At 38.2% G+C, this 26,193-nt stretch carries 17 protein-coding genes; 13 read left to right on the forward strand and 4 right to left on the reverse strand.

Translation table 11 applies throughout. The features are described 5' to 3' along the window. Nucleotides 1-387 precede the first annotated feature (387 nt). Complete coding sequence (locus tag FCS21_RS04500) at nucleotides 388-3,696, reverse strand: DEAD/DEAH box helicase (protein WP_138620820.1); 3,309 nt, start codon at nucleotides 3,694-3,696, stop codon at nucleotides 388-390. 384 nt (nucleotides 3,697-4,080) lie between these two features. On the opposite strand from FCS21_RS04500, the gene FCS21_RS04505 reads away from it, so the two are divergent. From FCS21_RS04505 to FCS21_RS04515, 3 genes are all read left to right on the forward strand, one after another. Continuing rightward, on the forward strand, nucleotides 4,081-4,485 hold the full coding sequence (locus tag FCS21_RS04505) for a hypothetical protein (protein ID WP_138620822.1): 405 nt from the start codon (nucleotides 4,081-4,083) through the stop codon (nucleotides 4,483-4,485). A 143-nt stretch (nucleotides 4,486-4,628) separates the two neighbouring features. Further along, on the forward strand, nucleotides 4,629-6,494 hold the full coding sequence (locus FCS21_RS04510) for a class I SAM-dependent methyltransferase (protein WP_138620824.1): 1,866 nt from the start codon (nucleotides 4,629-4,631) through the stop codon (nucleotides 6,492-6,494). Between the two features lie 59 nt (nucleotides 6,495-6,553). Beyond that, complete coding sequence (locus tag FCS21_RS04515) at nucleotides 6,554-7,552, forward strand: nuclease-related domain-containing protein (RefSeq protein ID WP_138620826.1); 999 nt, start codon at nucleotides 6,554-6,556, stop codon at nucleotides 7,550-7,552. A 349-nt stretch (nucleotides 7,553-7,901) separates the two neighbouring features. Here the strand turns inward: FCS21_RS04515 and FCS21_RS04520 are convergent, their stop codons facing one another. Beyond that, complete coding sequence (locus tag FCS21_RS04520) at nucleotides 7,902-9,143, reverse strand: DNA cytosine methyltransferase (protein ID WP_138620828.1); 1,242 nt, start codon at nucleotides 9,141-9,143, stop codon at nucleotides 7,902-7,904. 150 nt (nucleotides 9,144-9,293) lie between these two features. On the opposite strand from FCS21_RS04520, the gene FCS21_RS04525 reads away from it, so the two are divergent. Both FCS21_RS04525 and FCS21_RS04530 read left to right on the forward strand, forming a co-directional pair. Then, a complete protein-coding gene (locus FCS21_RS04525) occupies nucleotides 9,294-9,998 on the forward strand; it encodes an Eco47II family restriction endonuclease (RefSeq protein ID WP_138620830.1) in 705 nt (234 codons plus the stop codon). Nucleotides 9,999-10,222: 224 nt separating this feature from the next. Beyond that, the gene (locus FCS21_RS04530; protein ID WP_138620832.1) at nucleotides 10,223-10,984 is read left to right on the forward strand and encodes a hypothetical protein; all 762 of its coding nucleotides are present in this window, start codon (nucleotides 10,223-10,225) and stop codon (nucleotides 10,982-10,984) included. Nucleotide 10,985: 1 nt separating this feature from the next. Here FCS21_RS04530 and FCS21_RS04535 read toward each other — a convergent pair whose 3' ends face one another. Then, nucleotides 10,986-11,429 carry an ASCH domain-containing protein gene (locus FCS21_RS04535; RefSeq protein WP_138620834.1) on the reverse strand — a complete coding sequence of 148 codons (444 nt, stop codon included), beginning with the start codon at nucleotides 11,427-11,429 and terminating at the stop codon, nucleotides 10,986-10,988. Between the two features lie 500 nt (nucleotides 11,430-11,929). Between FCS21_RS04535 and FCS21_RS04540 the strand changes: the two genes are divergently transcribed. The 6 genes from FCS21_RS04540 (at nucleotide 11,930) to FCS21_RS04565 (ending at nucleotide 22,116) form a co-directional block, all read left to right on the forward strand. Continuing rightward, the gene (locus FCS21_RS04540; protein WP_138620836.1) at nucleotides 11,930-13,903 is read left to right on the forward strand and encodes a hypothetical protein; all 1,974 of its coding nucleotides are present in this window, start codon (nucleotides 11,930-11,932) and stop codon (nucleotides 13,901-13,903) included. Between the two features lie 93 nt (nucleotides 13,904-13,996). Further along, on the forward strand, nucleotides 13,997-16,369 hold the full coding sequence (locus FCS21_RS04545) for a WD40 repeat domain-containing protein (RefSeq protein WP_138620837.1): 2,373 nt from the start codon (nucleotides 13,997-13,999) through the stop codon (nucleotides 16,367-16,369). An 81-nt stretch (nucleotides 16,370-16,450) separates the two neighbouring features. Continuing rightward, nucleotides 16,451-17,320 carry a toll/interleukin-1 receptor domain-containing protein gene (locus tag FCS21_RS04550; RefSeq protein WP_138620839.1) on the forward strand — a complete coding sequence of 290 codons (870 nt, stop codon included), beginning with the start codon at nucleotides 16,451-16,453 and terminating at the stop codon, nucleotides 17,318-17,320. Between the two features lie 217 nt (nucleotides 17,321-17,537). Next, nucleotides 17,538-18,872, forward strand: a complete 1,335-nt coding sequence (locus FCS21_RS04555; protein WP_138620841.1) for a DEAD/DEAH box helicase — start codon at nucleotides 17,538-17,540, stop codon at nucleotides 18,870-18,872. Between the two features lie 1,084 nt (nucleotides 18,873-19,956). Further along, nucleotides 19,957-20,367, forward strand: coding sequence for a hypothetical protein (locus FCS21_RS04560; RefSeq protein ID WP_138620843.1), 411 nt, complete (start codon nucleotides 19,957-19,959; stop codon nucleotides 20,365-20,367). A gap of 291 nt (nucleotides 20,368-20,658) precedes the next feature. Beyond that, nucleotides 20,659-22,116 carry an aldehyde dehydrogenase family protein gene (locus FCS21_RS04565; protein ID WP_138620845.1) on the forward strand — a complete coding sequence of 486 codons (1,458 nt, stop codon included), beginning with the start codon at nucleotides 20,659-20,661 and terminating at the stop codon, nucleotides 22,114-22,116. 133 nt (nucleotides 22,117-22,249) lie between these two features. Here FCS21_RS04565 and FCS21_RS04570 read toward each other — a convergent pair whose 3' ends face one another. Then, nucleotides 22,250-23,857, reverse strand: a complete 1,608-nt coding sequence (locus FCS21_RS04570; protein ID WP_138620847.1) for a methyl-accepting chemotaxis protein — start codon at nucleotides 23,855-23,857, stop codon at nucleotides 22,250-22,252. Nucleotides 23,858-24,123: 266 nt separating this feature from the next. Here FCS21_RS04570 and FCS21_RS04575 point away from each other — a divergent pair, with 266 nt between their 5' ends. Further along, on the forward strand, nucleotides 24,124-24,969 hold the full coding sequence (locus FCS21_RS04575; RefSeq protein ID WP_138620849.1) for an AAA family ATPase: 846 nt from the start codon (nucleotides 24,124-24,126) through the stop codon (nucleotides 24,967-24,969). A gap of 25 nt (nucleotides 24,970-24,994) precedes the next feature. Continuing rightward, nucleotides 24,995-26,167, forward strand: a complete 1,173-nt coding sequence (locus FCS21_RS04580; RefSeq protein ID WP_138620850.1) for a vWA domain-containing protein — start codon at nucleotides 24,995-24,997, stop codon at nucleotides 26,165-26,167. The last annotated feature ends 26 nt before the right edge of the window (nucleotides 26,168-26,193 follow it).

A 26,193-nucleotide genomic window follows, 5' to 3' on the forward strand; every position in this document is an offset into this window, starting at 1 on the left:
ATTTTGACGGGCTAAAGCCCGACCTACAAATACCACAACCGTCTGCACTATCTTTGTAGGTTGGCCTTTAGGCCATCACGGTAATATTTTTTTGTCTTCTCGGTGAGCGCAGCCTCTGTGTCCTTGGTGGTTCAAAATCTTTACACGTTTAAATAGCCTCGTTCCCACGCTCTGCGTGGTAATGCATATTCATGACGGTTTCAGTACCTAGATTTTGACGGGCTAAAGCCCGACCTACAAATACCACAACCGTCTGCACTGTCTTTGTAGGTTGGCCTTTAGGCCATCACGGTAATATTTTTTTGTCTTCTCGGTGAGCGCAGCCTCTGTGTCCTTGGTGGTTCAAAATCTTTATGTTTTTAAGGTCTAAAACTCATTAATTTAGCATTAACTTAGCGGTGACAGTAGCGAGCCTAGAATATCATCGGTTAAACTTAACTTATTATCACTGACTTCTTCAGACAATAACGCTTTAGCTAATTCAGCTTTATTTTGCTGTATTTTTTGAATTTTCTCTTCTATCGAATTTTCAATAATATACTTATAAACAAATACCGGCTTGTCTTGACCAATGCGATAAGCCCTGTCGGTTGCTTGGTTTTCTACCGCGGGATTCCACCAAGGGTCAAAATGAATAACCGTATCGGCGGCGGTTAAGTTCAATCCCACACCACCTGCGCGTAAGCTAATTAAAAATACCGGTACTTCACCACGCTGAAATTTATCGACAACTTCTTGTCTTTTGGTGGTTGAACCGGTCAATTTCACATACCCAATACCGGCTTCAAGTAGCTCTAGCTCTATTAAAGCAAGCATGGTGGTGAACTGTGAAAATATCAGTATTTTACGGCCCTCAGCAATTTGCTCAGGTAATGTTTCCATTAAATAGTCTAACTTAGCCGATTGCTCTACTTTTTGAGCGCCTTCAAGTGATAATAACTGTGGGTGGTTACACACTTGTCTTAGTTTTAATAACGCATCTAACACTTCAATTTGACTGCGTTTTAAACCTTTGTCAGCAATAATATCTTTTAAACGGGTATCCATGGCTAAGCGTACCGACTCATAAAGCTCAGCTTGCTTACCTTCAATACGTAATTTTTGAATTATCTCTGTTTTTGGTGGTAACTCAGTGGCTATTTTGTCTTTGGTTCTACGTAAAATAAAGGGCTTAATTCGTTGGTTTAATAACTGCTTACGCTCTAGCTCACCGTGCTTTTCTATTGGCGTTCTAAAGAGTTTGGTAAATTGTCGTTGCCCGCCTAAAAAGCCAGGTAGTAAAAAGTTAAACTGCGCCCAAAACTCACCTAAGTGGTTTTCCATTGGCGTACCAGTTAAGCACAGTTTATGTTGCGCTTTTAGTGTTAAAAACGCTTGGTATAATTTGGTTTTAGTGTTTTTTATATAATGCGCTTCATCAAGAATAAGATAGTAAAAACTTTGGTCACAATAATGCGCTAAATCTTTAGTAATTAAGGCATAACTAGTAATAATAATATCTACTTTACTCTCAAGTAGTTCAGGTCTTTCAAGGCAATCAAACTGCTCTTTACGTTTACTGCCATGTAATACTTGATACGACAATTGCGGCGTAAACTTATCTATTTCATTCGCCCAGTTAAAAATAACGCTAGTGGGCGCAACAATTAATACTGGTTTGGTTAAGCGCCCTTGCTGTTTTTCAATTAACAAATGTGCCAAGGTTTGAATGGTTTTACCTAAGCCCATATCATCAGCCAAAATACCGTTTAATTGATACTCGCGTAAAAACTGCAACCAATTCAGCCCTTGATGTTGGTAAGTACGTAACGTGGCGTTTAAGCCTTCAGGTACGGGCACGGTAGTGACTTCTTGAAAGTCTTTCAACTTATCGGCCAGTACTCTTAACTTATCGGTACCTTTGGCTATCATGCCTTGATCATCTAACATAGATAAGGTTTGGTGACCTTGAAAACGCGACAGCTTTAACGTGCCATCTTCATTTAAGGCATTGGGCATAAACAGCTCAATAAATTGCTTTAATATTGGCCGTACGCTTTGATAGCGCAAGGCAATAAACTCACCTTTACCTAAATCGACATAAATAGGAGAGTCGCCAGCAATAAGCTGCTCTTTAGTGCTATCGGTTAACGCCGATTTGGGTAATTGTTCAATAGCGCTTAACAAAATAGGGAAGGCCGGCATTTTTCTGCCATCAATGGTTAAGTTTAACCCTAAAGAGAAAAAGTCGTGATCATCCGTTTCCATTACCTCAGCATCAAAAATACTGTCGGTAGCGAGCGCTTTATAATAAAAATCATCGGCAAAGCTAATATGCCAGCCTAGTGCTTGAAGTGATTGTACTTCTTGATGTAAAAAACGATGCCATAAAAAACTGCCCTGCATCAGCATGGCAAATTCTGGTGTTTTATCTCGGTCAACATCGCTTTGCGTGGCATAAGTGTAACGCTTAGGTTTAGGCTGAGCGATAAATTTTAGCGTGGTAAGTTTATCAATAACGGTTTGCTCAAAGGCCAAATCGCGATAAAGCTTTATTTGACTTGCTTCGTTATGCTCTATTGCTGGCGTAACAGTCACGCCCTCATCATAGGGATTAACTAGATTACCCTGATAAGAAAAATTCACGCGCGCATAGCCCGTTTGTCGATTAGAGGCCACTGGCGTAGAGAAGTGTAAATGCACCTCGGGTTTTGACAACGCTTGCGAGAATTGTGTTTTAGGTTTAGGTAAACGCTGCACCGCATCGCCAAGCGACATAGACAACTTATTCATCACCCAAGGGAGTGAGTCTTCTTCAAAAATAGGAGAGTTGAGTAAACCCGCTTCAAAGTCACACTGGGTATTGGTATTAATGACGCCAAAGCAGTTTTTCTGCTCATCATAGAAGCATAAAGGTTGTGCTTTAATAATTTGAATACTGGCTGAAGGCTTTGCTAATACTAGTTGTAGCGTGTGTAAGTTATTACCTAACGCTAACCATTGCCACTGCGCCTCTAATGGCTCACTTAAGGTGACAGGCTCACTTAAATCGTAACTGTTATGCCAAAAACAACGATTGGTTTTTATAATACGTTCAAATAAATCAAAATACTTAATGGTATCGCCAAACTGATTAGTACGAATAAGCTCGGTAAGTACCGCCACATCTTCGTTAGTGGCATAAGCACTATTAATTAAGGCATTAGCAGAAAATTCATTACTAAACGACTGGCTCCAACTGCCATCACTTTTGGGTTTAGCTGATTTAATTTCTACGCTTAAAAAATCGTCATCGTTATAAGTGTTAGGCTTTAAAAAATACAGTAAAGACTTTTGTTGTGTATTAGGCTGGTATCTACTTGGCTGCGCTTGAAAATTATTTAGCCATTTACTAATGGATTTTTCGGGAGAGGCAACACTGTTTTTATCAAAATGTTCAACAATATAGCATAGTGCTAACGCGGCAGCATGCTTACAATTACGGCCAACGTAACAATCACAATAACTACCAATATCGCCATATTTACCCTCAAACACTAACCGCGTTAGGTAACTTGACTGATTAGCGCGTTCACTTGACACTACACCGCGAATTGTTTCACCATCAAGCGCGCAATTTTTAACGCCTTGCGCTTGAAAAAGCCTTGTGCCTTTTTTCCATTCATTTTTGGTGAAATGTTGTTCGAGCAAATCGGGTGTAAAGGTGTTTTTTGCCATAAGTATTTAATTATTCTGAGTTCATGTAAGTTAATAGATTGTTGGTTGATAACTGTTAATGTAGAACGATCGGTTTAGAATAGTATCATAACGGCTGCTTTTGTATAAGGGCGGCAACGCTTTTAAATCGAATACGATCAACGACTTTCACTTTAGCATGAACGCAGAGTGATTCATCTATTTGATATCAATACTTAGTACAATACTTATTACTATCTTGTCCTAATCATTATCAGCGCGTTAAGCATTATGATTAGCTATGTAAAATAACAGCATAGCTAGGTAAAATAGCTGTTTATGTTAAAGCACTAAAACAAAGCCTTAGCACAAAGCCTTAACACAAAGCGCTAAGTTAACGCCAAAAGTAGCCAACAAGGAAACACTGTGATTTCAAAAAAAGTAAGAGAATTATTTGTATCATTAATGGAAGCATCAGACGACTCGCCCGTGTCTTATGATGTTGAAACCGAACAATACAGCGGCTTTTTCAATAGCGCAGTGGTTAATAAGTATATTGACTTAGGCGCGCTAGAGCTGGTTGACGGCGGCAATGGTCCAATAACTATTTTACTTAATAATCGAGATGATTTTTTAAGTTCTTTTGCCGCAGGTGTAAGAGAAGCAGCCAATGGCGCTGATCAATCTTATGCTGATTATAATGCCAACCCCTTTGCCTTCTCCGTAGGCTATGAACACTTTCATCAAGTGGCGAAGAAAAAACGAAAAATAGCCGGTTATGTCTGCCATGGTTTTGAAAACGATGAAACAGGGCTAACACACCAGCAATAAGCAACAGCCTTGTTGTTGTTGTCATCTTTGACGTGTCTAATCGAAGCGTCATATTTATTACAAGTTATTGACAAAGAACAAGTATTAGTAGATTGTCTTATGATAAAATAGCCATATAAAAACCACGCAAAAGGAACCTGCGCTTGCCCGCTACATTTTATAACCAACATGCTAACGAATTAGCCGAGCAATACCTGTCAAAAACCTTTGAGCAAGTACATCAAAGTTGGTCACATCTTGTTGAGCCAATGATAGAAAAACCTCAGGCGCGTATTCTTGACTTAGGTGCTGGCTCTGGCCGCGATGCTAAATACTTGGCTGAATTAGCGGTTAGCAAGCATGGCGCTGATAATAATGTACAAGTGTTTGCCGTAGAACCAGCAAACCTATTAGCAGCGCTTGGCGCACAACAAACCCAAGGCCTTAACGTTAAATGGCTCACCGATTCACTGCCCGCATTAACTAATATCAGCAAACAAGAAGTCAGTTTTGATTTAATACTGTTAAGCGCGGTTTGGATGCACGTTCCCGTTAGCGATCGCCCCCGTTCACTGCGTAAACTCGCCAACTTACTCAAACCCGGTGGCAAACTGGTTATTTCACTGCGCTATTCTTCAGGGAGTGAACAGGCAGAGCAAGAGCGCAGCGAACGTAAAATGCATACTGTGTGCGCTGATGAATTAAAGCAGCTCGGCAAAGAAGTTGGTTTATTCCCGGTATTAGAAACCGAAAAAGAAGACGATAAACTCGGTAGAAGTCACGTATCGTGGCAAACCGTGGTTTTGCAAATGCCAGACGACGGCACCGGGGCTTTCCCGTTTATTCGCCATGTTGCCTTAAATGATGGTAAGTCGGCCACTCATAAACTGGCTTTATTAAGAGTATTACTGCGCATTGCTGACGGTCATCCCGGCGCAGTACTTCGCCGAGAATCAGCTGCAGGCGGTGATCGCGTGATATTACCTGTTGGCTTAGTGGCGCTGTATTGGTGTCACCAATACAAAGACTTAATAGATAGCCATAAACTGTTTCAAACACCCAATAAAAACCCCAACATGGGTTTTATGAAAGCGGATGGATGGCATAAATTAAATGAATTAGGTGACTTCAAATCTTTTGATTTTCGCATAGGTAACTTATTTAGTGGTGAGACAGCCATAGCGTTACATAAAACCCTCTCGGCAGCGGTGAGTAATATTAAAACCATGCCATGTCGTTATATCACTTTTCCTAATAGCGCAGCCAATAATAACAGCACTGTTTTTGACGTCGCCAGTAAAACAGTAAAAGCTAAAGACAGCTTGTTTCTTGATTTACCAACACTGGAGCAGTGGGGCGAATTTTCCTTGCCCGAATCAATCTGGTTAGCGTTTAACCGTTACGCCTGTTGGATTGAACCCGTGTTAGTCAATGAATGGGTAAAAACCATGGCAAGTTACGCCGGTAATGCGGAATACGCAGCCCCCGAAAATCAATACTTTTTATATCAAGCGTTAAACTGGGAAGAGCCTAAACGCAGCACTACTGATGTGCGTAAGCGTTTTGAGCAACTAAAAAAACAACTTTCTCCTCAAGAACAAATACGCTGTGTATGGTCAAAAAAATCATTAAAACAACACTACGCTATTGATCACAGCATGCCATTTTCGCGTTGGCCGAATAATGATTTATGGAACTTACTGCCAACCGACAGCCAAATAAATAATCAAAAAAGTGACCGACTGCCTACAGAGAAAAAACTAAAACAAGCTAAAGAAAGAATTCAACACTGGTGGCAAGTCGCATGGCTGGATGATGAGTATTCAACCGTGGAGCCATCAGCTTCTCTTTTAAGAGCAAAAGCAGAGCCTTCAGCGTTTTTAAAAAATATGCAGAAACGCTTTTTTGCTGAGGCAAACATTGCTTTACCGGGGTTAAGTTCAGATAACTCGTCAATAGATGATTTATTTGAAGCCTTGATGATGCAACGCGGGCGATTGAAAGAAATGCAGCAGTTGAGAGAGTGGTGAAGTGTATTTGTTTTGCTAACAACATTTCAATTTTTTAAGGGCCATTGTAAGAGAATATTATGATCATAAAAGATAAAGTGAAAATAAATAGTTCAAGCCCGATGGTTCAAGCGGGTCAAAAGCAAGAGCTTGATGTTGCCTTTTACTTACGTCGCGCTTTTAAAGACCACGATCAAGTTTTTGTCTTCAATGATATTAAGCTGTTACACAATGATGAAACAGCTCAAATAGATCACCTTATAGTACATACTTTTGGTTTTATTTTAATTGAATCTAAAAGTATTACCGGTGAAGTAACGGTTAATCAGTACGAAGAGTGGAGCAGAAGTTATAACGGTAAATGGTATGGTATGCCATCCCCTATCAAGCAGGTAGAGTTACAAAAGGATTTATTAAAGCAATTACTAAGAGAGCATGACTCAACATTACTTGATAAAATTTTGGGGCTTGAGACATTGCAAAAAGGTTTTGGTGGTCGCCAGTGGGAGCAACTTTGCGCCATTTCGAGTAATGCGATCATTAATAGAGAAAATACACCAAAGCATATTGCAAAAAAATTGATTAAATCAGAGTTTATTGTTGATACCGTTTTACAGCTTATGAAATTATCATCAGCAAAGCCTAGTCCATTGAGTTTTTTTAAAGCCGAAACTAGACCTTGGTTTAATAGCGATGAAATGATTAAAATTTGTGACTTTATTTTACAAAACAGTACGGTAGAAGAAAAAGTAGAGGAAGCAACTAGTAAGGTATTATTAGAAAAAGTTGATAATACAGCTGTTAAAGTCGAAGCTACGGTTATTGCAGATACTGCATGTAACGTGTTAACTGAATTGAAAATTACATGTAAAGAGTGTCATAAACAAGATATGTTAGAGCCAAGATGGGGGAAGTTTGGCTATTTTGTCAGGTGTAATAATTGTGCTGTAAATACACCGATGAAAGTACCATGCACTTGCTGTAATAGTAAAAATACTAAAGTGAGTAAGAAAAAAGAGTGTTACACACTTATTTGTCAAGATTGTGAAGTACGTAGCTCATTAAGCTATGCAGATTAAATATAATCTAAATAGCAGCGAGATAACTTGTGCAAGAAGGCTATCTTGGCTGATCTTTAACCGAAGCTGCTACAGCCCATAAATAAAGAAGGACTGATACAGAGTTTCATCATCAATTACTTTAATAGATTAACAGGTTAAAAATAGAAAAATACTATTATAGGTGGCACGATAAGCTATTCTAGCGGCATTAATACGGCTATTAGAAACTTAAAATGTATGAAATATTCACCAATCAAAAGTATCGATCTTGGTATAGCGCCTTGAGTTGGCCGATTAGCCAATTTAGTGAACTAGGTTTGAAGGCTTGATAATAAAAGACCAAGGAACTTGGTCTTTTTTGTTGAGGTTAAGCTTCTAGGTCATTTAAAAAGCGAACTAAAGATCTACCAATAGCTGCAGCCATATTAACCGGAACAGCGTTTCCTATTTGCTTATATACAGCAGATATAGGCCCTTGAAATTCCCAGTTATCTGGAAAAGTTTGAATCCTGGCATACTCTCTGGACTCTAACGGTCTTGTTTCTATTGGATGACAACGTTCAGTTTGTTTTTGAGCTGGAGATGTAGTTAAAGTTAAACTAGGTTCAGATAAGGATAAACGACGCGCCATTCCCGTTTTACCACCACCAAGAAAGTAGCTTCCTTTCATATATTCTCTTTGAAGATTATCTGGTAAGTCTCGCCAGTAACCTCCTTGAGGTACCTTACTCATAATTTCTTTTTTTCTTTCCGGATATTGTTGTCCTGCTGATTTTTCTACATCTGAACTATATAGCTCACCTTTATATAAAGCATCGCCTACAGTCATTACTTTTTTATATACAGAAGGCCAGTTAAAATTTGCTTTTCCTGCAAGATCTTTTCGAACTCCAATTAGTATAAGGCGCTCTCTTTTTTGAGGAACTTTATAAAAAATTGCTTTTAATACTTTAGGCTCAACGATTAAGTCATATCCTAATTCATCTATGACATTTCTAATTATTTCTAATGTTTTTCCATTTTCATGTGTTAATAACGCTCGAACATTTTCAGCCATAAAAACTTTAGGTTGAGTCTCTTTTATTGCTCTTGCCATTTCGAAAAATAAGGTACCTCGAGTGTCTTCAAAACCAAGACTTTTTCCAGCATAAGAAAATGCTTGGCAAGGAAAACCTCCGGTTAATATATCTATGTCTTCTTTAATTTGAGTAAAGTCAATTTTAGAAATGTCACCTTCAACTACATTCCAGTTAGGTCTATTATGGCGTAGTGTCGAGCAAGCGTGTTTATCCCACTCATTTAACATCACACTTTCAAAACCAGCAGCTTCCATACCTAAAGCTAATCCGCCGCCACCTGCAAAAAGCTCTACTAGATTATATTTTCTTTTAGGCTTAACTTTAAGCTCTTCATCCCACTTTGACTCGTTGATATTTTTAACTTGAGGGTAATGAGCAATTTGATCCTTATGAATCAACCCTGAAGTTTCACAAGGAGTTAATTCTCCTTTTTTAATTTTTGATTCTATCGAACGTTTAGGTAAAGATAATATATCTGCTAAGAGTTCTAAGCTTATGTGGCTTTCTGCTTTTTTTTGGACATCAATCATATGACGCTTCCAATCCTATTGTTATTTCAAGTACTGTTCAATTGTACAGTTAAAATCAGGCTAGGTCCATAAGTTTATATAATTATTTTTAATAAATTGTCTATTGTCATGAGCTGATCAATAATAATTCTTTTTTCTCAAGGAGTTAATATGGATTCGTTTAATAGAGATCACTTAAAGTCAGCCATCAAAGGAACCGTAGTTAGATTATATACTGCACAAAATTCAGATTTAGATTTATATAGAAACACGCTTGATTGTTTTTCAGCTTCTATTGATGCTCTGATACAAAATATTTCAATGGAAGATTGGCTAATACAAGAAAAAGAAAGGCAAGTTCAGAAAACTAAACAAAATGCTATAGGCTCTCTGCATGAAGATATTATGGGCTCAATAGCTGGTGTCGAAAGTCTTCCTGTAGGTAATTTAATAGATATCATTTCTAATGAAAAATTATTAGTTGCTGAAGTTAAGAATAAACACAATACCACTAAAGGTAATCACAAAGTTCAAATTTATCGGGATCTAGCTCAAAAGCTTGATGAACTTCAAGGGTATACTGGTTATTACGTAGAGATTTTGCCAAAAGGTGCAAAAGCGTACAACACCCCTTTTTCTCCATCTGATAACCAAACTAAGACTAAACTTCCAGCTAGAGAAGATATTAGAGTTATTGATGGCAAGTCCTTTTATGCACTATTGACTGGTAATGAAAATGCACTAGAAGAGCTTTATACTGTCTTGCCAAACATTGTAGCTGAAATAGTGCAAGAAGAGTTCAACCAAAAGTTGAGCGCAGATCGAGTTACAAGCTCTACACTCTTTGGTACAAACTTTTCGAAAGCATATGGTTAATTCTAAATCTTCTTCAAAAGCCTAATTTGTGATAATCGAGGTTCAATAAATGATAAGTAATAATGACATCAAGACAGCTAGCTTTGAGAACGGGAGCCGATTTAGAATGGAAACACGATGGAAATTGCATATTCACGGGACGATTAAATAAATTATTTGAATCGGTATCATACGATTTCTCCACTTGTGGGGAGCCGTTAGGTTAAGCCAATAAGGAGCGCAGAGTGGCATTTGAGTTATTTGATTTTAAAAACCAGCCAATTACTTTTGGAGATTTGGACAATAAGGCTTTTTGGTGTAGACATGGAGAAAAACAAGAAGAAGCATTTATTAAAGCGTTTACTTCTTTACAACAACAAAAAAGAGTTAAAAGTGATGAAATACTGGCTATTCATCCGAGTAAACATAGTAACCCTTATCACCCAGATCTGATAATAAACAACCAATTTATAGGTGAAGTCAAAACAAAAAACTCACCATTGTTTATGGCAAATACCTACGGTATTAATCCTCAGTTTGCTTTAACAATGGATTTAAAGGATTCGTTTAATTATGAGCGACTACTTAATAATGGAACAGATATAACTATTTATATCTGGGTTAAGTGGGAAGCAATGATTATGAAAACAAAATATAATCAATATCGTGTTAAACAATTAGCAGGAGTATGGAGAACACCATTTTCAACCTTAAGAGAGCATGAATTAAAATCTCCACCACCTATACACTGGTACAAAGAACCATTCCGAAAACCTCCAGAATATTCAGTTTCGGATGAACAACATAACGTTTGGGTTAATGAGTTAATAAATTTTGAACCTCGGCTTTTAGATCATAATAGTTATAGTGTAAAAAATATTACTTCAAAAGGGTATTCAAACGATAAAAACCAACTTTATACAAGTGGGCATTCGTCTTGTAGTTATGTTTTTGATTTAAGTAATAGTGATGTATTCACTGAACTTTATTCAAATGTTTTAAGGTGATTTAAAGACCGTTATTCTTAGCTGTTAAATCTGATTTTATTTCTTCGCTTAGATAACGGTAACTTTGTCCTGGACAAAAGCCGGAGTACGTCTTTCTTAAATATTCTAGAGTAAGCGGAATATCGTAAATATTAAGCTCTGATATCTCCATCGCAAAACATGATGCTTTATCAATTAGGTATTTTGAAATTCTTTTATTATAAGCATCATCGGCTTTTACTTTCTTCATTAACGTATCAAAATCTGAGTGATAAAAATTTTTCACAACAAAGCTACCGATTATTTTCATGACTGGTGATGAGCAGTAAATAATTACTTTTCGGCTTATGTTTGAATTATCTAAATCAGGGAATTTTCGTCTAAATTCAAATTTTTTAGTGCCATTAATTATTTCTTCGACAATTCTTGGCTGAATTGAAAGGAGGATATATTTTTCCGCAGGCATGAATTTTCTTATTAGTTAAGTACTTATTTAAAATGAATATTATAATTATTAGCAACGTATGGCTATCAATCAAATAAATCAATTTTACAAAGCTCTTTTAAGGGCTTTTTCCTTTAGTTGATAGAAGTTTAAAAGCCTCTTAAAACTTCAGCAATTAAAATTAACTTTGAAAATATTTTTAGGTAGATATTATGAAGTCACAATTTTTTAAAAATAAATTTGAGTTCCCTCAGAGCATTGTGATTGATTGAAATAAATGGAGTCAGATACACTTTTAATGTTGCTTATACATAAGTGGCATTTATATAGATATTTTGTTTTTACGTCTTCTATTTCATTTAACTAGTTCAAGTTGTCCATCATTATAACCTCTGCTGTTAATGTCTTGAAAAAGTCATGTGCTAACAGTTGTACAAGTTGTTTTCAGATAAGGTATTTGATTTTGTTAATTTAATTGCTATTATTCCAGTCATATAACATGGAAAGTATGAGTGTACAAAGTGGAATTACCCGCAAATCATTTAACATCAAAATTACCCTTTATCATTGGTGTTACAGGCCACAGAGATATATTAGCTAGTGATGTCAGCAGTGCTAATTTCGATGTTAATGGCAACAATGCAACACTTAAAGCCACTATTCGTGCCACGTTACTGCATTGGCATCATCAGTTAAATATTGAAGCCAACCCTAATACTGTTACCAAGGCTGTTAACGAGCGAAAAATAGTCACACCTATTTGGCTTATGTCAGGTCTTGCTCAAGGCGCAGATTTATTATCTATTGAAGTGGCGCTAGCATTACAAACGGAATTAGGTTGTGATGCGATAAAAGTTATTGGCTGTTTGCCGATGCCGCTGACAAATTTCGAACAAGACTTTCAACCCATCAGTATTCAACCACGCAGTGATAGCTACCAGCAGCTTACCAATGTGGTGTCAGCGCTGCAAAAAAACGGTAATGAATTACTTGAGATTAAACATGCCTTGTCTGATGACGATTATCAGTTTGCGATAAATGATAGCAATTATGGCGATCTCAGAAATAGTTTGTATTTGAATCAAGGCTTATTTATTGCCAAATATGCCAATGTGTTACTTGCCCTTTGGGATGGCTGTGATGCTAAAGGCTGCGGTGGTACTGCTGACATTGTAAAGTACAAGTTAGGTATGGATGTTAGTTGGCCGAGTCATACCGAAAATTTATCCTTAAAAGCCGTTTCTGAATTTGATGGTCAAGTGTCAGGTATTGTGCACCACCTTCAGGTTAACAGGATAAACACAACCACTAATACTGCGCCATTATTGTTACCCGATTCCCCCCCAAGTGAAGCCTTAGCTGCTATAGCACCCGAAGTGGGTCAGTTATATGCTTATAGCTATGCGGCCAATGAACATGCCTTAACAGATTTTATCTCCACCGAGTTTATTCAATTGTTGTCTGAACTGCGTTTTTATAATAGTTATAGCACCGAAGAGTCCGTTAACGTTGTTGATAGCTTAGTAGCCAGTCCGGCGGTGAGTGTTGGTCATGATATTGATATAGATAATGGACTTTTAGTTGCCAAGCCAATATTTACCCTAGCGGATAATATTGCGTTAGTTGGCCAACAAAAATATCGACAATTAATTAAGTTGTTTTTCTGGTTCGCTATTATCGGTTTTGCTTGTTATGAGTTAACCGGTAATTTAGTCAATTCACAGGAGGGGAGTTGGGTCGTTTTAGTGACGTTATTATCTATTATGGCGTGTTGGGGCGTTATTCGTTACGCCGGTAACCATGACTTGAAATGGAAGTATCAGCTTGCTCGCGGTGTTGCCGAAGCAATGCGTATTCGAGGTTTTTTAAATTTGTCTAATATTCCTCCCTCTGGTGAGCCTATTATTCCACGACGATACCGAAGCCACTTACCTTTATTAAATCATGCCGTTGCCGTAACTGAAATAGATTGGTGGCGCGCATCCAGTTATAAAAATTTAGATGAAATTCGAGATACTTGGATAGGTGATCAGCGCAGCTTTTTGCAAAGCCGATTACAATTGAGTGCTAAAAATGTTACTGAATTACTTTATAAGCGCCCCCGTTATGCCGCTTCGTTGTGCGCCTCGTTTTCAAAAAAGTGTTTTATTTTAGCGATAGGCATTGGCGCAATGCTTTTATTGTCTATGCTCGCTCAGCAACTTTTTCATTTTTCTACGTTGAATGAAGCGAATAATATGTTGATGATGATTGTGCAGTACAGCCTTATGTTAGGTGGCGTTGTCGCGTTATGGAGTGAGTTATGTGGTTATGAAACTACAGCAAACGGATATGCCAGCATGGAAGAGCTTTATGGTCGAGCTCACTCTTTGTTAAAAGGGGATATGACATTAGCTAAAGAGTTAATGCTGCTAGCCTTGGCGAGAGAGGCTATGTTTGAGCATGTCAATTGGTCAAACGCTGAATCGAATAACGATATTAAAAATCGCAACTAGTGCTATAGCAATAATCCAATAATAAAAAATTCAATAATAATAAATCCAACAATAACGAATTCATAATAAAGAATAACAAAGGACACTAATTCAATGGCAAATAGTTACCAGCGCTATAAAACGCTTACCGATAAAGAGCTAGAAACACAAAACGTTAAACGACTAGATTTAGGTATCTATGAAATTGAATGGGGTGAAGAGCATAGTTTTGATTGGGTTTGTCAGGAACAAGATGAAAGGCAAACTATTACTCGCCACAATGAACGTATTATTGGGGCAATGGCGTTAGTCAATCAAGGTTATAAAAACCATTTTTTGACGGTAGACTTAGAGCATGTTATTCAAATTTCCAATAATAAAGATGGGCGATTAGTTAAAAAGTTAACTGGCCATAGCGGAAAAATTGTCGGACTCATTGAACTTCCTAAAGGTAATTTACTGTCTGTTAGCTTAGATGGAACAATTAAACATTGGGATATGAAAAGTTATAAATGTATTGCCACTATTGAAGCTGATGTTAGCTGTTTAGATGATGTTGATTTTGCTAATGCGACCACACTGATCACTAAGAATAAGTCGGATACTAAATTATGGAAGTTAACCGGCAAGTTACTGGTTGAATTAACCGGATTTACTAAACCGATAGAGTACATTAAGCAATTTACATCAGACACTTGGATTGTTAAGCCTGAGAAAGAAAACCCGAGCCAATGGTCAGGTAAAGGTGAATTACTTCATCAGTTTAAATTTTCTTTTTCTCCTCGTACCGATGTACTGGAGTTAGATAATTTTCAGCTGTTAATTAAAGATACTAAAAATATACTCCAGTTGTGGTCAAAAGAAGGGCAATTGTTAGAAAAACATGTCAAAGACAGTAGTATGACAGATTACTTTGATAAGTTAGTCACTGCTAACAAGAAGACCGAAGATTGGCTTGAGTCACATAATAGTGCCGATGATTACCCGCTAACCTGTAATAGTTTTGAGTTAGGAGATTACCGTTTAAAGAGTGGTAAAGAAGAGATTGAAAAACAAGACTTATTGTTCAAGAAAAGCAGCAGCAATCGTACTATTTGGGACTTCTTTTATCGACCAATAGAAAGAAATATAAAAACGGCATTAAAAGAAAATATTGATTTGGCGCGTCAAGCAGAAGAAGCGTTAACACTCGAAAAAACTAACACAGAAAAACGTATTAAACAGCATAGCAGTAAGCGAAAATTTGCTAAATTTTCAGCATTTTTCTTCTTCCTGTTTGCCACTGTTATTGGCGCAATTGGTGTAGTGGCGCTGCATTTAACGGATAATTTTGATCTGTTAGTCAATACAATAGGTCCTGTTGTAGATAAAGTATTTGAATCAAAAAATACCCTTAAACATATAACTCACTTAGATTTACAACGGATATTTGCCGTAGTCACCGGCGTGATATTATTTATTTCCTTACTGTGGTTCATTCGTAACCGTCGCCAAAAAAGTAAGCAGTTGAAAAACGTTGGTAATCTTTCGATTATTGAGGTGGTTTTGACGACTTACGCTAATTTAATTGAAACGATTAAGTCACATCGCTCTGAGATACTCAATAGTTTACCTAGCTATCGAGATAACCAGCTCTTTAGTGGTGCTAAAGTCAATGCGCTTATTGAGAACAAAATTAACAATGAAATTCAACAAGCGGCTATGCAAGAATGTAATATCGCTCAGTCAGACATTACTTATCAACGTAGTGATGGCGAAAATAGTGAACCGTTTATCTTGCAAGATTGGTCATTCATTCAAGAAAATAGGCATCCACGCCTTAATAAACAAAATGAACAAGCGGTTCGTTTTGACGGTAATGGACAATTAGTTTATGCAGTAAGATCAATACAGTATATTTTCTTAACCAAAGAAAAAGTTGATGTGTTTTCAACTTACTATGATTTTATTGCGGATAAATACATTGGTCGTGAGTCAAACTCTTTTTACTACAAAGATGTCAGTAATGTGACTCGTAAAGATGTTCACCGCCATCGTTTAGACCAAGAGTTAACTGGCAGTGAAATTACACTGTCAGTGACTAGTGGCGCAAAAATTAGTTTAACACTGATGAATGATGAAAGTATTAGGGAGTTTTCTGAAACCTTAGCCGAGCATGGCAATGGTGAAGTTGAATCAGGCTCTAGCAGCGCTATCGATGCGGTTAAAGACTTACTTGCAGCAGAAGCTGCAGTGCTAACGGCAAGCTACCAAGACGACGTCGCTCATGCTGAAGAAGTCAATAATAGTCATTTAGTGAAAGTGTTAGACCTAACCCAAGAAAAGTTAATGCGTTATATCGAAGACCAAAAGGGTATTGCTAACAACTATGATGCCAGTGATTTAATCGCTACGGCTCAGTCTAAAGATAGTTTAGTTGATTTAGCCTATAAAAATATTCGTAGTCAAATAGAAAGTCATAAAAGATCTGAAGCGGCTTTAGCTTAATAGCCAGTCTATTAAGTTATTACCCAAGGTGAAGCTAATCGCAGCGGAACATGTTAAAAATTTATATACGGAAAATGACAGATGAAAAATATATTTTTAAGTTACAGCTCTAAAGATTCAGCCGCAGCAGTCAAAATTTTTGACGGATTAAAAGTTGCTGGCCATAAAGTGTGGTTTGCGCCAAAAAATATTTTAGGTGGTGAGAATTACGCTGAAAATATTGAAGAGGGCATTGAACAATGTGAGCTTTTTGTTCTACTTGCTTCTAAGCACTCTATTGGTAATAAATTATTAAAGGTAGAAGCATCTGAAGATGTCGGTAATGAAATACAACTAGCTAAAGATAAAGGGTTAAAAATAATTCCGTTAACATTGGATAATAGCTTGGTGTCAGGCGCTAAAGGCGGAAATAATTATCATTTTAGTCGTAAACAACGCATAGATATCGCCGTTTCATTAGACTCAGGTGATTTTTCCCCTATTATTGAAAAAATCATAGCAACAGCAGATGCCATTGAGACTAAAAGTTTAGATTTACAATATATAGAAACAGCAGAGAGAGATTTGATTATTGGTGATTTTGAGCAATCTATTCGTGCACTAGGGCAATACAGTTTTGCCGATAAGCATGTTGCGCGAGTAGAGTTTATTAGGTTAATTGCCAATTTATTACGTAAAGGTATAAAAAATCTTAATATTAGTGAAGCAGACGAGTTTACTGCTGAGTTCGAGCGATTACGTCATACTAAAATGGCCTCGTCGGCAGCCTATATGTTAGCAATATTGAAGCTCTTTTGTTACCAACCTAAAGGTTTTAAAAATACCATTGAGGATTTTTCTGCATTAAAAAATTCAGTAAAATCATTTGAACCTATTGAGGTTAAATATCGCTTTGTTGCCGATAAATTGTTACCGGCAGATAGTCAGTTTGCTATTGAATGGTTGATATAGTTACTTTTAAGGTAAACAACTTAATAGTATCGTAAGTAGTAAACGTATTAAAAACATAAGCCTAATTGTATTAATAAACAGTTAGGCTTTTTTATTGTTCATGTGTTTAACAGGGCAAAGGGCTGGTGATAATTTTTTGTTGATAGAATTAACTAACTAACAGGCCATAACTACGTTAAAATAGCGGTAATTTTTACCTTTTGAGCCCTTTTATTTGATGACCTCTGTTACCGACCCTGCAAACTTTACCACTTCTTTTGCCACTTCCTTTAGCGAGTTAGGCCTTATTTCCCCGTTATTAGCTCGACTAACTGAGCTGGAGTACCATCAGCCAACGCCTATTCAAGCACAAGCTATTCCAAGTGTTTTTGCGGGGCGTGATTTAATTGCTGGCGCCAATACTGGCTCGGGTAAAACAGCTACGTTTGCATTGCCGCTGTTACAGCAACTTTTTGGTCAACAATCGGCTGATAAGTCATTGGCGAGTAAAGGCAGTAAAGGTAATTATGTTGCTGGGTTAATTTTGGTGCCTACCCGTGAATTAGCGAAGCAAGTGGCTGATAGTATTCAATCGTATTCGGCACATTTTAACGGTGCTATTAAAACCGTTGCTGTGTTTGGTGGGGTATCCGTTAATAAGCAAATGCTTGCTTTACGCGGTGGTGCTGATATTTTGGTGGCAACGCCAGGACGATTACTCGATTTAATTGCGAGTAACGCTATTAAGCTTGATTTGGTGCAAACCTTAGTGCTTGATGAAGCCGACAGAATGCTAAGTCTAGGTTTTACTGAAGAGTTGTCGGCGTTGTTAGCGTTATGCCCAAAGAAAAAACAAACTTTATTGTTTTCTGCGACTTTTCCTGAGCAAGTACAAAGCTTAACGCAAGAGTTACTGAATAACCCAGTTGAAATACAGTTACAAAGTAGTGATGCTAGTACACTAGTACAGCGAGTTTTTACCGTTAATAAAGGTGAGAAAACCGCATTATTAGCGCATTTGATCACTTTACATCAATGGCGACAAGCGCTTATTTTTGTTAATGCTAAGCATCATTGTGAGCATTTGGCAGAAAAACTGGCTAAACGTGGTATTACCGCCGCGGTTTTTCATGGTGATAAAGGCCAAAGCGAACGTAGTCGCGTACTTGATGGTTTTAAAGCGGGTGAGATAGATGTGTTAATTGCCACGGATATTGCCGCGCGTGGTTTAGATATTGAAAAACTACCGGTGGTAATTAACTTTAACTTACCCCGAAGCCCGGCAGATTATATGCATCGTATTGGTCGAAGTGGCCGTGCTGGTGAGGTGGGCTTGGCTTTGTCTTTAATTGATCATGAAGATTATCATCACTTTACAGTGATCGAAAAGAAAAATAAAATTCGTCTTGAACGTGAGCAGGTTGAAGGCTTTGAAGTGGATGAAATTACCGAAGATTCAATTTTAGCGGTAGAAAAACCCATGGCTAAGCCTGAAGGTACAGGTAAGAAAAAGCGTAAAAAGAAAGCAAGTGTTAATGCCGATATTTGGTCAGGATATTCTAAGTCAGAATAGCCATTAAAGTTTTAGCTTTTTAAAGCTTAAAGGTTAAACCACCAAGGTCACAGAGGCTGCGCTCACCGAGAAGACAAAAATAATATTACCGTGATGGCCTAAAGGCCAACCTACAAAGGCTGTGCAGACGGTTGTGGTATTTGTAGGTCGGGGTTTACCCCGTCAAAGATTGGAATGGTTACCATGACGGCCTAAAGGCCGACCTACACAAGGCTGTGCAGACGGTTGTGGTATTTGTAGGTCGGGCTTTAGCCCGTCAAAATCTGTCTCGTTCCCACGCTCCGCGTGGTAATGCATATTCAGGTGATGGAGATTTGTTCAGGATGACGTTGTTAGTTGTTTTTTGTAGGTCGGGGTTTACCCCGTCAAAGACTGGAATGGTTACCATGACGGCCTAAAGGCCGACCTACACAAGGCTGTGCAGACGGTTGTGGTATTTGTAGGTCAGGTGTCTCGTTCCCACGCTCCGCGTGGTAATGCATATTCAGGTGATGGAGATTTGTTCAGGATGACGTTGTTAGTTGTTTTTTGTAGGTCGGGGTTTACCCCGTCAAAGACTGGAATGGTTACCATGACGGCCTAAAGGCCGACCTACAAAGGCTGTGCAGACGGTTGTGGTATTTGTAGGTCGGGCTTTAGCCCGTCAAAATCTGTCTCGTTCCCACGCTCTGCGTGGTAATGCATATTCAGGTGATGGAGATTTGTTCAGGATGACGTTGTTCGTTGTTTTTTGTAGGTCGGGGTTTACCCCGTCAAAGACTGGAATGGTTACCATGACGGCCTAAAGGCCGACCTACACAAGGCTGTGCAGACGGTTGTGATATTTGTAGATCAGGTGTCTCGTTCCCACGCTCCGCGTGGTAATGCATATTCAGGTGATGGAGATTTGTTCAGGATGACGTTGTTCGTTGTTTTTTGTAGGTCGGGGTTTACCCCGTCAAAGACTGGAATGGTTACCATGACGGCCTAAAGGCCGACCTACACAAGGCGTAGGTTGTGGCTTTTGCTGAAAGTGTGATTGATGCTTGCCTCGACAAAGAGCTGATTTTTAAACCAATAACAATAATAAATTAGACACAGATAAATGATTAAACCGCTTTCCTCAATGCCTATGGCGTTATTAACCTTACTTGTGTTTTTATCTAGCAACAGCTTGGCACAAGCTAAGCCTACTGAGTTGGCAGTACCAGATAAGTGGCATGAGGCTGATTTTGTTAAGGCTTATTGTTCAGGTGAAATTGAGCATATATTGCCCGATAGAACGCGGGTAGATTGTTTAACCGATACACATGCCATTGAGTATGATTGGGGCAAAAAGTGGGCTGAATCGTTAGGCCAAGCACTGTTTTATTCGGCGATGACCGGTAAAAAAGCCGGCATTGTGTTAATTGTTAACCCAAGAACCAAAGAACGCTTTTTAAAGCGTTTAAATAAAGCCATTGTTGATAATAAACTTAATGTTGATGTGTGGACTGTGCCTAATCAAAAAAGCTAATCGTCTTGCTATGTTATCGCTCACTTCTCTTGCCTCTTCACATTCTTAGTATTACTACTGTTATTCGTTGCCGTAAATAATAACCCATTGATATATCCCCCTTCTTAACGTTTTTATACGTGCTGTAGACTAAAGATTTACCCTAATGGGCTGTGCGCGCACTGCTTTTGAACTAGAATGGGGTTATCGCTCTTGTTATGTTGAGGTAAAGCTTTTAGTTGTCTAAAGCTTAGTAAATAAACGTCAGCGAACAAAGAGTAAAACGCATTTAATTTATCAATGAGTAATATTATGACTGATTCGAAAAAAAGTAGTGCCGCTGAAAAAAGTACAGCCCCTAAAAAAGTGCCTAAAGCAGCTAAAGCCTCGAAAATACTCAATGTGGTCAATCCTTTTGACCAATCTATTATCGGCTCGGTGCCTACGGTAACCTGGAATAATATTGACAAGCTTTTAGCAACGTCTTATCAGCTACATAAAGATACAGAGCAGTGGTTACCCGCTTTTGAACGAATAAGTATTCTTAAAAAAACAGCCGTATTAATGTCACAAAGAGCGGATGAGTTAGCGTTGTTAATTGCTAACGAGGGGGGGAAACCACTTGCCGATGCACGCGTTGAAGTAGCTCGCGCTATTGATGGGGTAGGGCTTTGTGTACAAGAAATTGCTCACTTAACGGGTAGTCAAATCCCGATGGATTTAACCCAAGCAGGGGCGGGTAGGATAGCCTATAGCACTAAAGAGCCTACTGGTGTGGTCGTTGCGGTTTCTGCGTTTAATCATCCGTTAAACTTAATTGTTCACCAAGTGGCTCCTGCTATTGCTACTGGCTGTCCGGTGTTAGTTAAACCGGCGCGCGATACACCATTATCCTGTAAGGTTTTTGTTGATATGTTGCATGAAGCTGGCTTACCACCACCGTGGTGTCATTTTGTTGTTTGTGATACCGCTACGTCTGAAAAAATGATTACTGATCCCCGTGTCGCTTTTTTCAGCTTTATTGGATCAGCTAACGTAGGTTGGATGTTGCGCGCTAAGTTAGCCCCCGGTACGCGTTGTGCGTTAGAGCATGGCGGTGTTGCGCCAGTTATTATTGACGAAAGTGCAGACATTGAGGAGATGATCCCAAGTTTACTTAAAGGGGGCTTTTATCATTCTGGTCAGGTGTGTGTCTCGGTGCAGCGTATTTTTGCGCCAAAAAGTAACGTAAAAGCCATTGCCCAATTACTCGCTGACGGTGCAGCAAAATTGATTGTTGGTAATGCTATTGATGAGTTTACCGAGTGTGGTCCGCTTATTCGTCCTAAAGAAGTTGACCGCGTTGAAGCCTGGGTTGATGAAGCCGTAGCGGCAGGTGCAAAACTATTAACGGGTGGTAAACGTTTAAGTAATACCACTTATGCGCCAACCGTATTACTTGATCCACCTGTTGATGCCAAAGTATCTACCATGGAAATTTTTGGTCCGGTCGTTTGTGTGTATGGTTATAGCGATATTAACAAGGCTATTGCTCAAGCAAACTCATTAGACTATGCCTTTCAAGCTTCGGTGTTTACTAAAGATCTTGATGTGGCGATGAAAACAATACGTGCTTTAGATGCTACTGCGGTTATGGTCAATGACCATAGCGCTTTTCGTGTTGACTGGATGCCTTTTGCTGGGCGTAAACATTCTGGCTATAACACAGGCGGTATTGCGTATACTATGCAGGATATGTCGCAAGATAAAATGGCGGTGATTAAGCTATAGTTTATTGAGCTATAGTTTTATTTAGCTTGGTATTTACGAGCAAAAAAAAGGTCAACTTATGTTGACCTTTTTGCTATGACTATTTTGCTAGCACTAAATTATAGTGTGATAGCCGTTCACTACAGTTTGAATTCTACAGTTTGAATTTTGATAACTGAGTATTTAATTCGTAAGATAGTGACAATAAATTCTCGCTGATGGTTTTACCTCGTAGTGCATCATCACTGGCTTTTTCAGCGACATTACTGATATTGACCACATTAACATTAATTTCATCAGCGGCTATGTTTTGCTGCATTGCTGCATCAGAGATTTGACAGTTAAGATCGTCTAACTCGCGAATTTGACCACTAATGTCGGTTAATAAGTCAGCAACATTAGACACGTCTTCTGCTTTTTCACTGGCTTGCTGGCTAACAATATTCATTGACTCCACAGCACCTTTTGCACCTACTTGTAAACGGCTCATAGTGGCGTGTATTTCTTCAATAGATTCACGGGTACGGGTGGCTAATGAACGTACTTCATCGGCTACTACCGCAAAGCCTCGGCCCTGTTCACCGGCTCTTGCTGCTTCTATCGCGGCATTTAGCGCTAACAAGTTGGTTTGTTCAGCAATGGCGGTAATCACTTCTAATACGCTACTGACTTCATTAGTTTTATCGCTTAAGTCGGTGATCATCGCGGTGTTTTCAATGACCTTATCTCTTAGATCATTAATGCCAATTCTTGCTTGTTCTACTAACACTAAACCTTGTGAAGTTCTTTCATTAGCAGAGACCGACTTATCAGCTGCACTTTGGGTATTTTGTTGTACTTCATTAGCTGAAGCATCTAACTCGTTAATGGCGGCAGCGACCGAGTCAGTACCATTTTTCTGCTCTAATACGGCTTGCAGTGTTAGCGTAGATATATCATCTACTTCTTTAGCTGATTCTGTTAATTGACTACTTGCTTGAGCTATGGACATAAAGCTCATTTTAAATTTATTCATCATTTCATTAAGCGCTATGCTTACCGAGCCTAATTCATCGCGATGAGTGACTTCCATTTCTTTTTTCAAATCAAGATCTTGTGCCGCACTTTTAATAGTACTACTTAGTAACTTTAAACGATTAAAAATAAGTTTCTTTAAGATAAGGCTTAACAGGATAAAGCTGACCAAGGTGATGATCAGTTGCAAAATTGCCGCATGAGTAATAGAGCTGGTAATTTCTTTATTTACCGTTGATAAGTCGTAGGTCAGTTTTACTGCGCCTAATATTTCATTTTCACTGACCTGATGACAGGTTAAGCAGTTAGTGCCTCGATAATCTTCACTGGCTCTAATGGGGATAATAAAGCTCATCATTGATTTACCATCGAGGGTAAATTTTTCAAATGCTTTCGTCCCTGTTAGACCTGCTTCTTCAAAGCTGTTTTTTGCTTTTTGATCGGCAAAACCTTCACCAAAAACATTAATAATTGCTTGGCTGCGTAATATTCTTGCTTCTACTAGATCGTCTTGGCTAAGAATTTTCTTTTGAATTAGCTGTCTATTAGCCATAGTGCCGGTAAGCATCATAGTATTAACAGAGTCAAAATAAGTCAGTGCTAAGTTTTCAAGGTTACGCTCAATAAAGTGCTCTGCTAAATCTTTCTCGTCATGATAAAAAACGAAAACGGTGGTGCTTAAAAATACGACCCCAATCAAGGTAAGAGCGAGGTGTATTTTTTTAGCTAATGACACATTTTTTAACATATTGACCTTTCCTAATATAACAATAAATATTTTCTAAGCTCCTGCGCATCAATGCAATGGTACTTAGCTATAAAATATAAACATAACCGTTAGTTAGCGAGTTATGAATTGATGTAACAAACGACTCTAACATATAACGTTAACTTACTTTACTCAAGAGTCTGTGACAGTTAATAAAAAATAAATGCTATTTTCCTTTTTATATAAAAAAATGGTATATCTAAACAATATCTTGATCTACATTGCAAATAATAAGTGAGAAAAACATGAAATCATTTAATGGCACGGGTAATTATATTGCCTCTAAAGCCCTACAACTTGCCGTAAACGCTGCCATCACACTAGAGCGACCTTTGTTGATTAAAGGTGAGCCAGGTACGGGTAAGACTATGTTGGCTGAAGAATTAGCGATAAGTTTGGGCACCGAATTAATTCCGTGGCATATAAAATCAACCACTAAAGCTCAACAAGGATTATATGAATATGATGCGGTGTCACGTCTTAGAGATAGCCAGTTAGGTGATGCAAAAGTGCATGATATTAGTAACTATATTGTAAAAGGGAAACTGTGGCATGCCTTTGAGGCAGATCAAAGACCGGTGTTATTAATTGATGAAATTGATAAAGCGGATATTGAATTTCCAAATGACCTGTTATTAGAATTAGACAAAATGGAATTTTTTGTTTATGAAACGCAAGAGAAAGTAGTCGCTAAGCAAAGACCTATTATTATTATTACCTCAAACAATGAAAAAGAGTTGCCAGACGCCTTTTTACGTCGTTGTTTCTTCCACTATATTAGTTTTCCTGAAGCACAAGAGATGAAAGCCATTGTTGATGTTCATTTTCCTAATATTAAACAAAGGTTGCTTGATGAAGCGTTAGCCTTATTTTTTGATCTGCGCGAGATGCCAGGCCTTAAGAAAAAACCATCGACTTCAGAACTGATTGACTGGTTAAAATTATTACTCGCTGAAGATATTGATATTGACGTGTTACGCGAAACCCGCACTAAAAAAGTGATACCACCATTACATGGCGCTTTATTGAAAAATGAGCAAGATGTACATTTGTTTGAAAAACTCGCTTTTATGCATCGTTCACACCGATAAATAACATCATTAGAGGTTATAACAGATGTTAATTGATTTTTTTTGCAAAGTACGAGACTACAAGGTGCCTTGTACTATACGTGAGTTATTAGATTTAATTCGCGTATTAGAGCAGCATGTTGTGTTTGCCAATATTGACGACTTTTATATTGTTAGTCGTGCGGTACTGGTAAAAGATGAAAGTTATTTTGATAAGTTTGACCGCGCTTTTGCCGATTATTTTAAAGGTGTGTCAACCATTGAGCTTGATTTATCAGCAATACCAGAAGATTGGCTCAAGAAACATTTTGAAAAAATGCTTTCAGCGGAAGAAAAAGAAAAAATTGCCGCGTTAGGTGGTTTAGACAAGTTAATGGAAACTTTGGCTGAACGGTTAAAAGAGCAAGAAAAACGCCATGAAGGCGGCAATAAATGGATAGGCACTGGCGGTACCTCACCTTTTGGCGCTAATGGTTATAATCCTGAAGGAATAAGAATTGGCCAAGAAAATTCTCGTCATCGCCAAGCGGTAAAAGTATGGGATAAGCGCGAGTTTAGAAATTTAGATGATAATGTTGAAATTGGTACCCGTAATATTAAAGTCGCTTTGCGAAAATTACGTAAGTTTGCCCGCAGTGGCGCCAGTGATGTATTAGCACTAGACGATACTATTGCCGCGACTGCCCGTAATGCTGGTTATCTTGATATTAAGATGAAACCTGAGCGTCATAATGCCATTAAGGTATTGATGTTTTTTGATGTTGGCGGCTCAATGGATGATCATATTCGCGTTTGTGAGCAATTATTTTCAGCTGTTCACACCGAGTTTAAGCATTTAGAGTTTTTTTATTTTCATAATTGTATTTATGAGCAGGTATGGCGAGACAATAACCGCCGTAATAGTGAACCGGTTGATATACAAAAAGTTATTCATACTTATGGTAGTGATTATAAAGTAATATTTATTGGCGATGCCACTATGGGACCTTATGAAATCACTTACCCTGGTGGCAGTGTTGAGCACTGGAATGAAGAGCCTGGCAGTGTTTGGATGAAAAGGCTGTTATCGCACTTTGATAAATGCATTTGGCTAAACCCACAGCAAGAAAGCGATTGGCGCTATTATGCCTCTATTGATATTATGAAAAATATTATGACGAACAAGATGTATCCGTTGACACTTGAGGGCTTAACTCAGGGAATAAAAACGCTGTTATAACGTTGCCATTACCCTGACTTTTGAGT

Origin of the sequence: Colwellia ponticola (assembly GCF_005885605.1) — a bacterium.
In the GTDB taxonomy this organism is placed as follows: Bacteria; Pseudomonadota; Gammaproteobacteria; order Enterobacterales; family Alteromonadaceae; genus Colwellia; species Colwellia ponticola.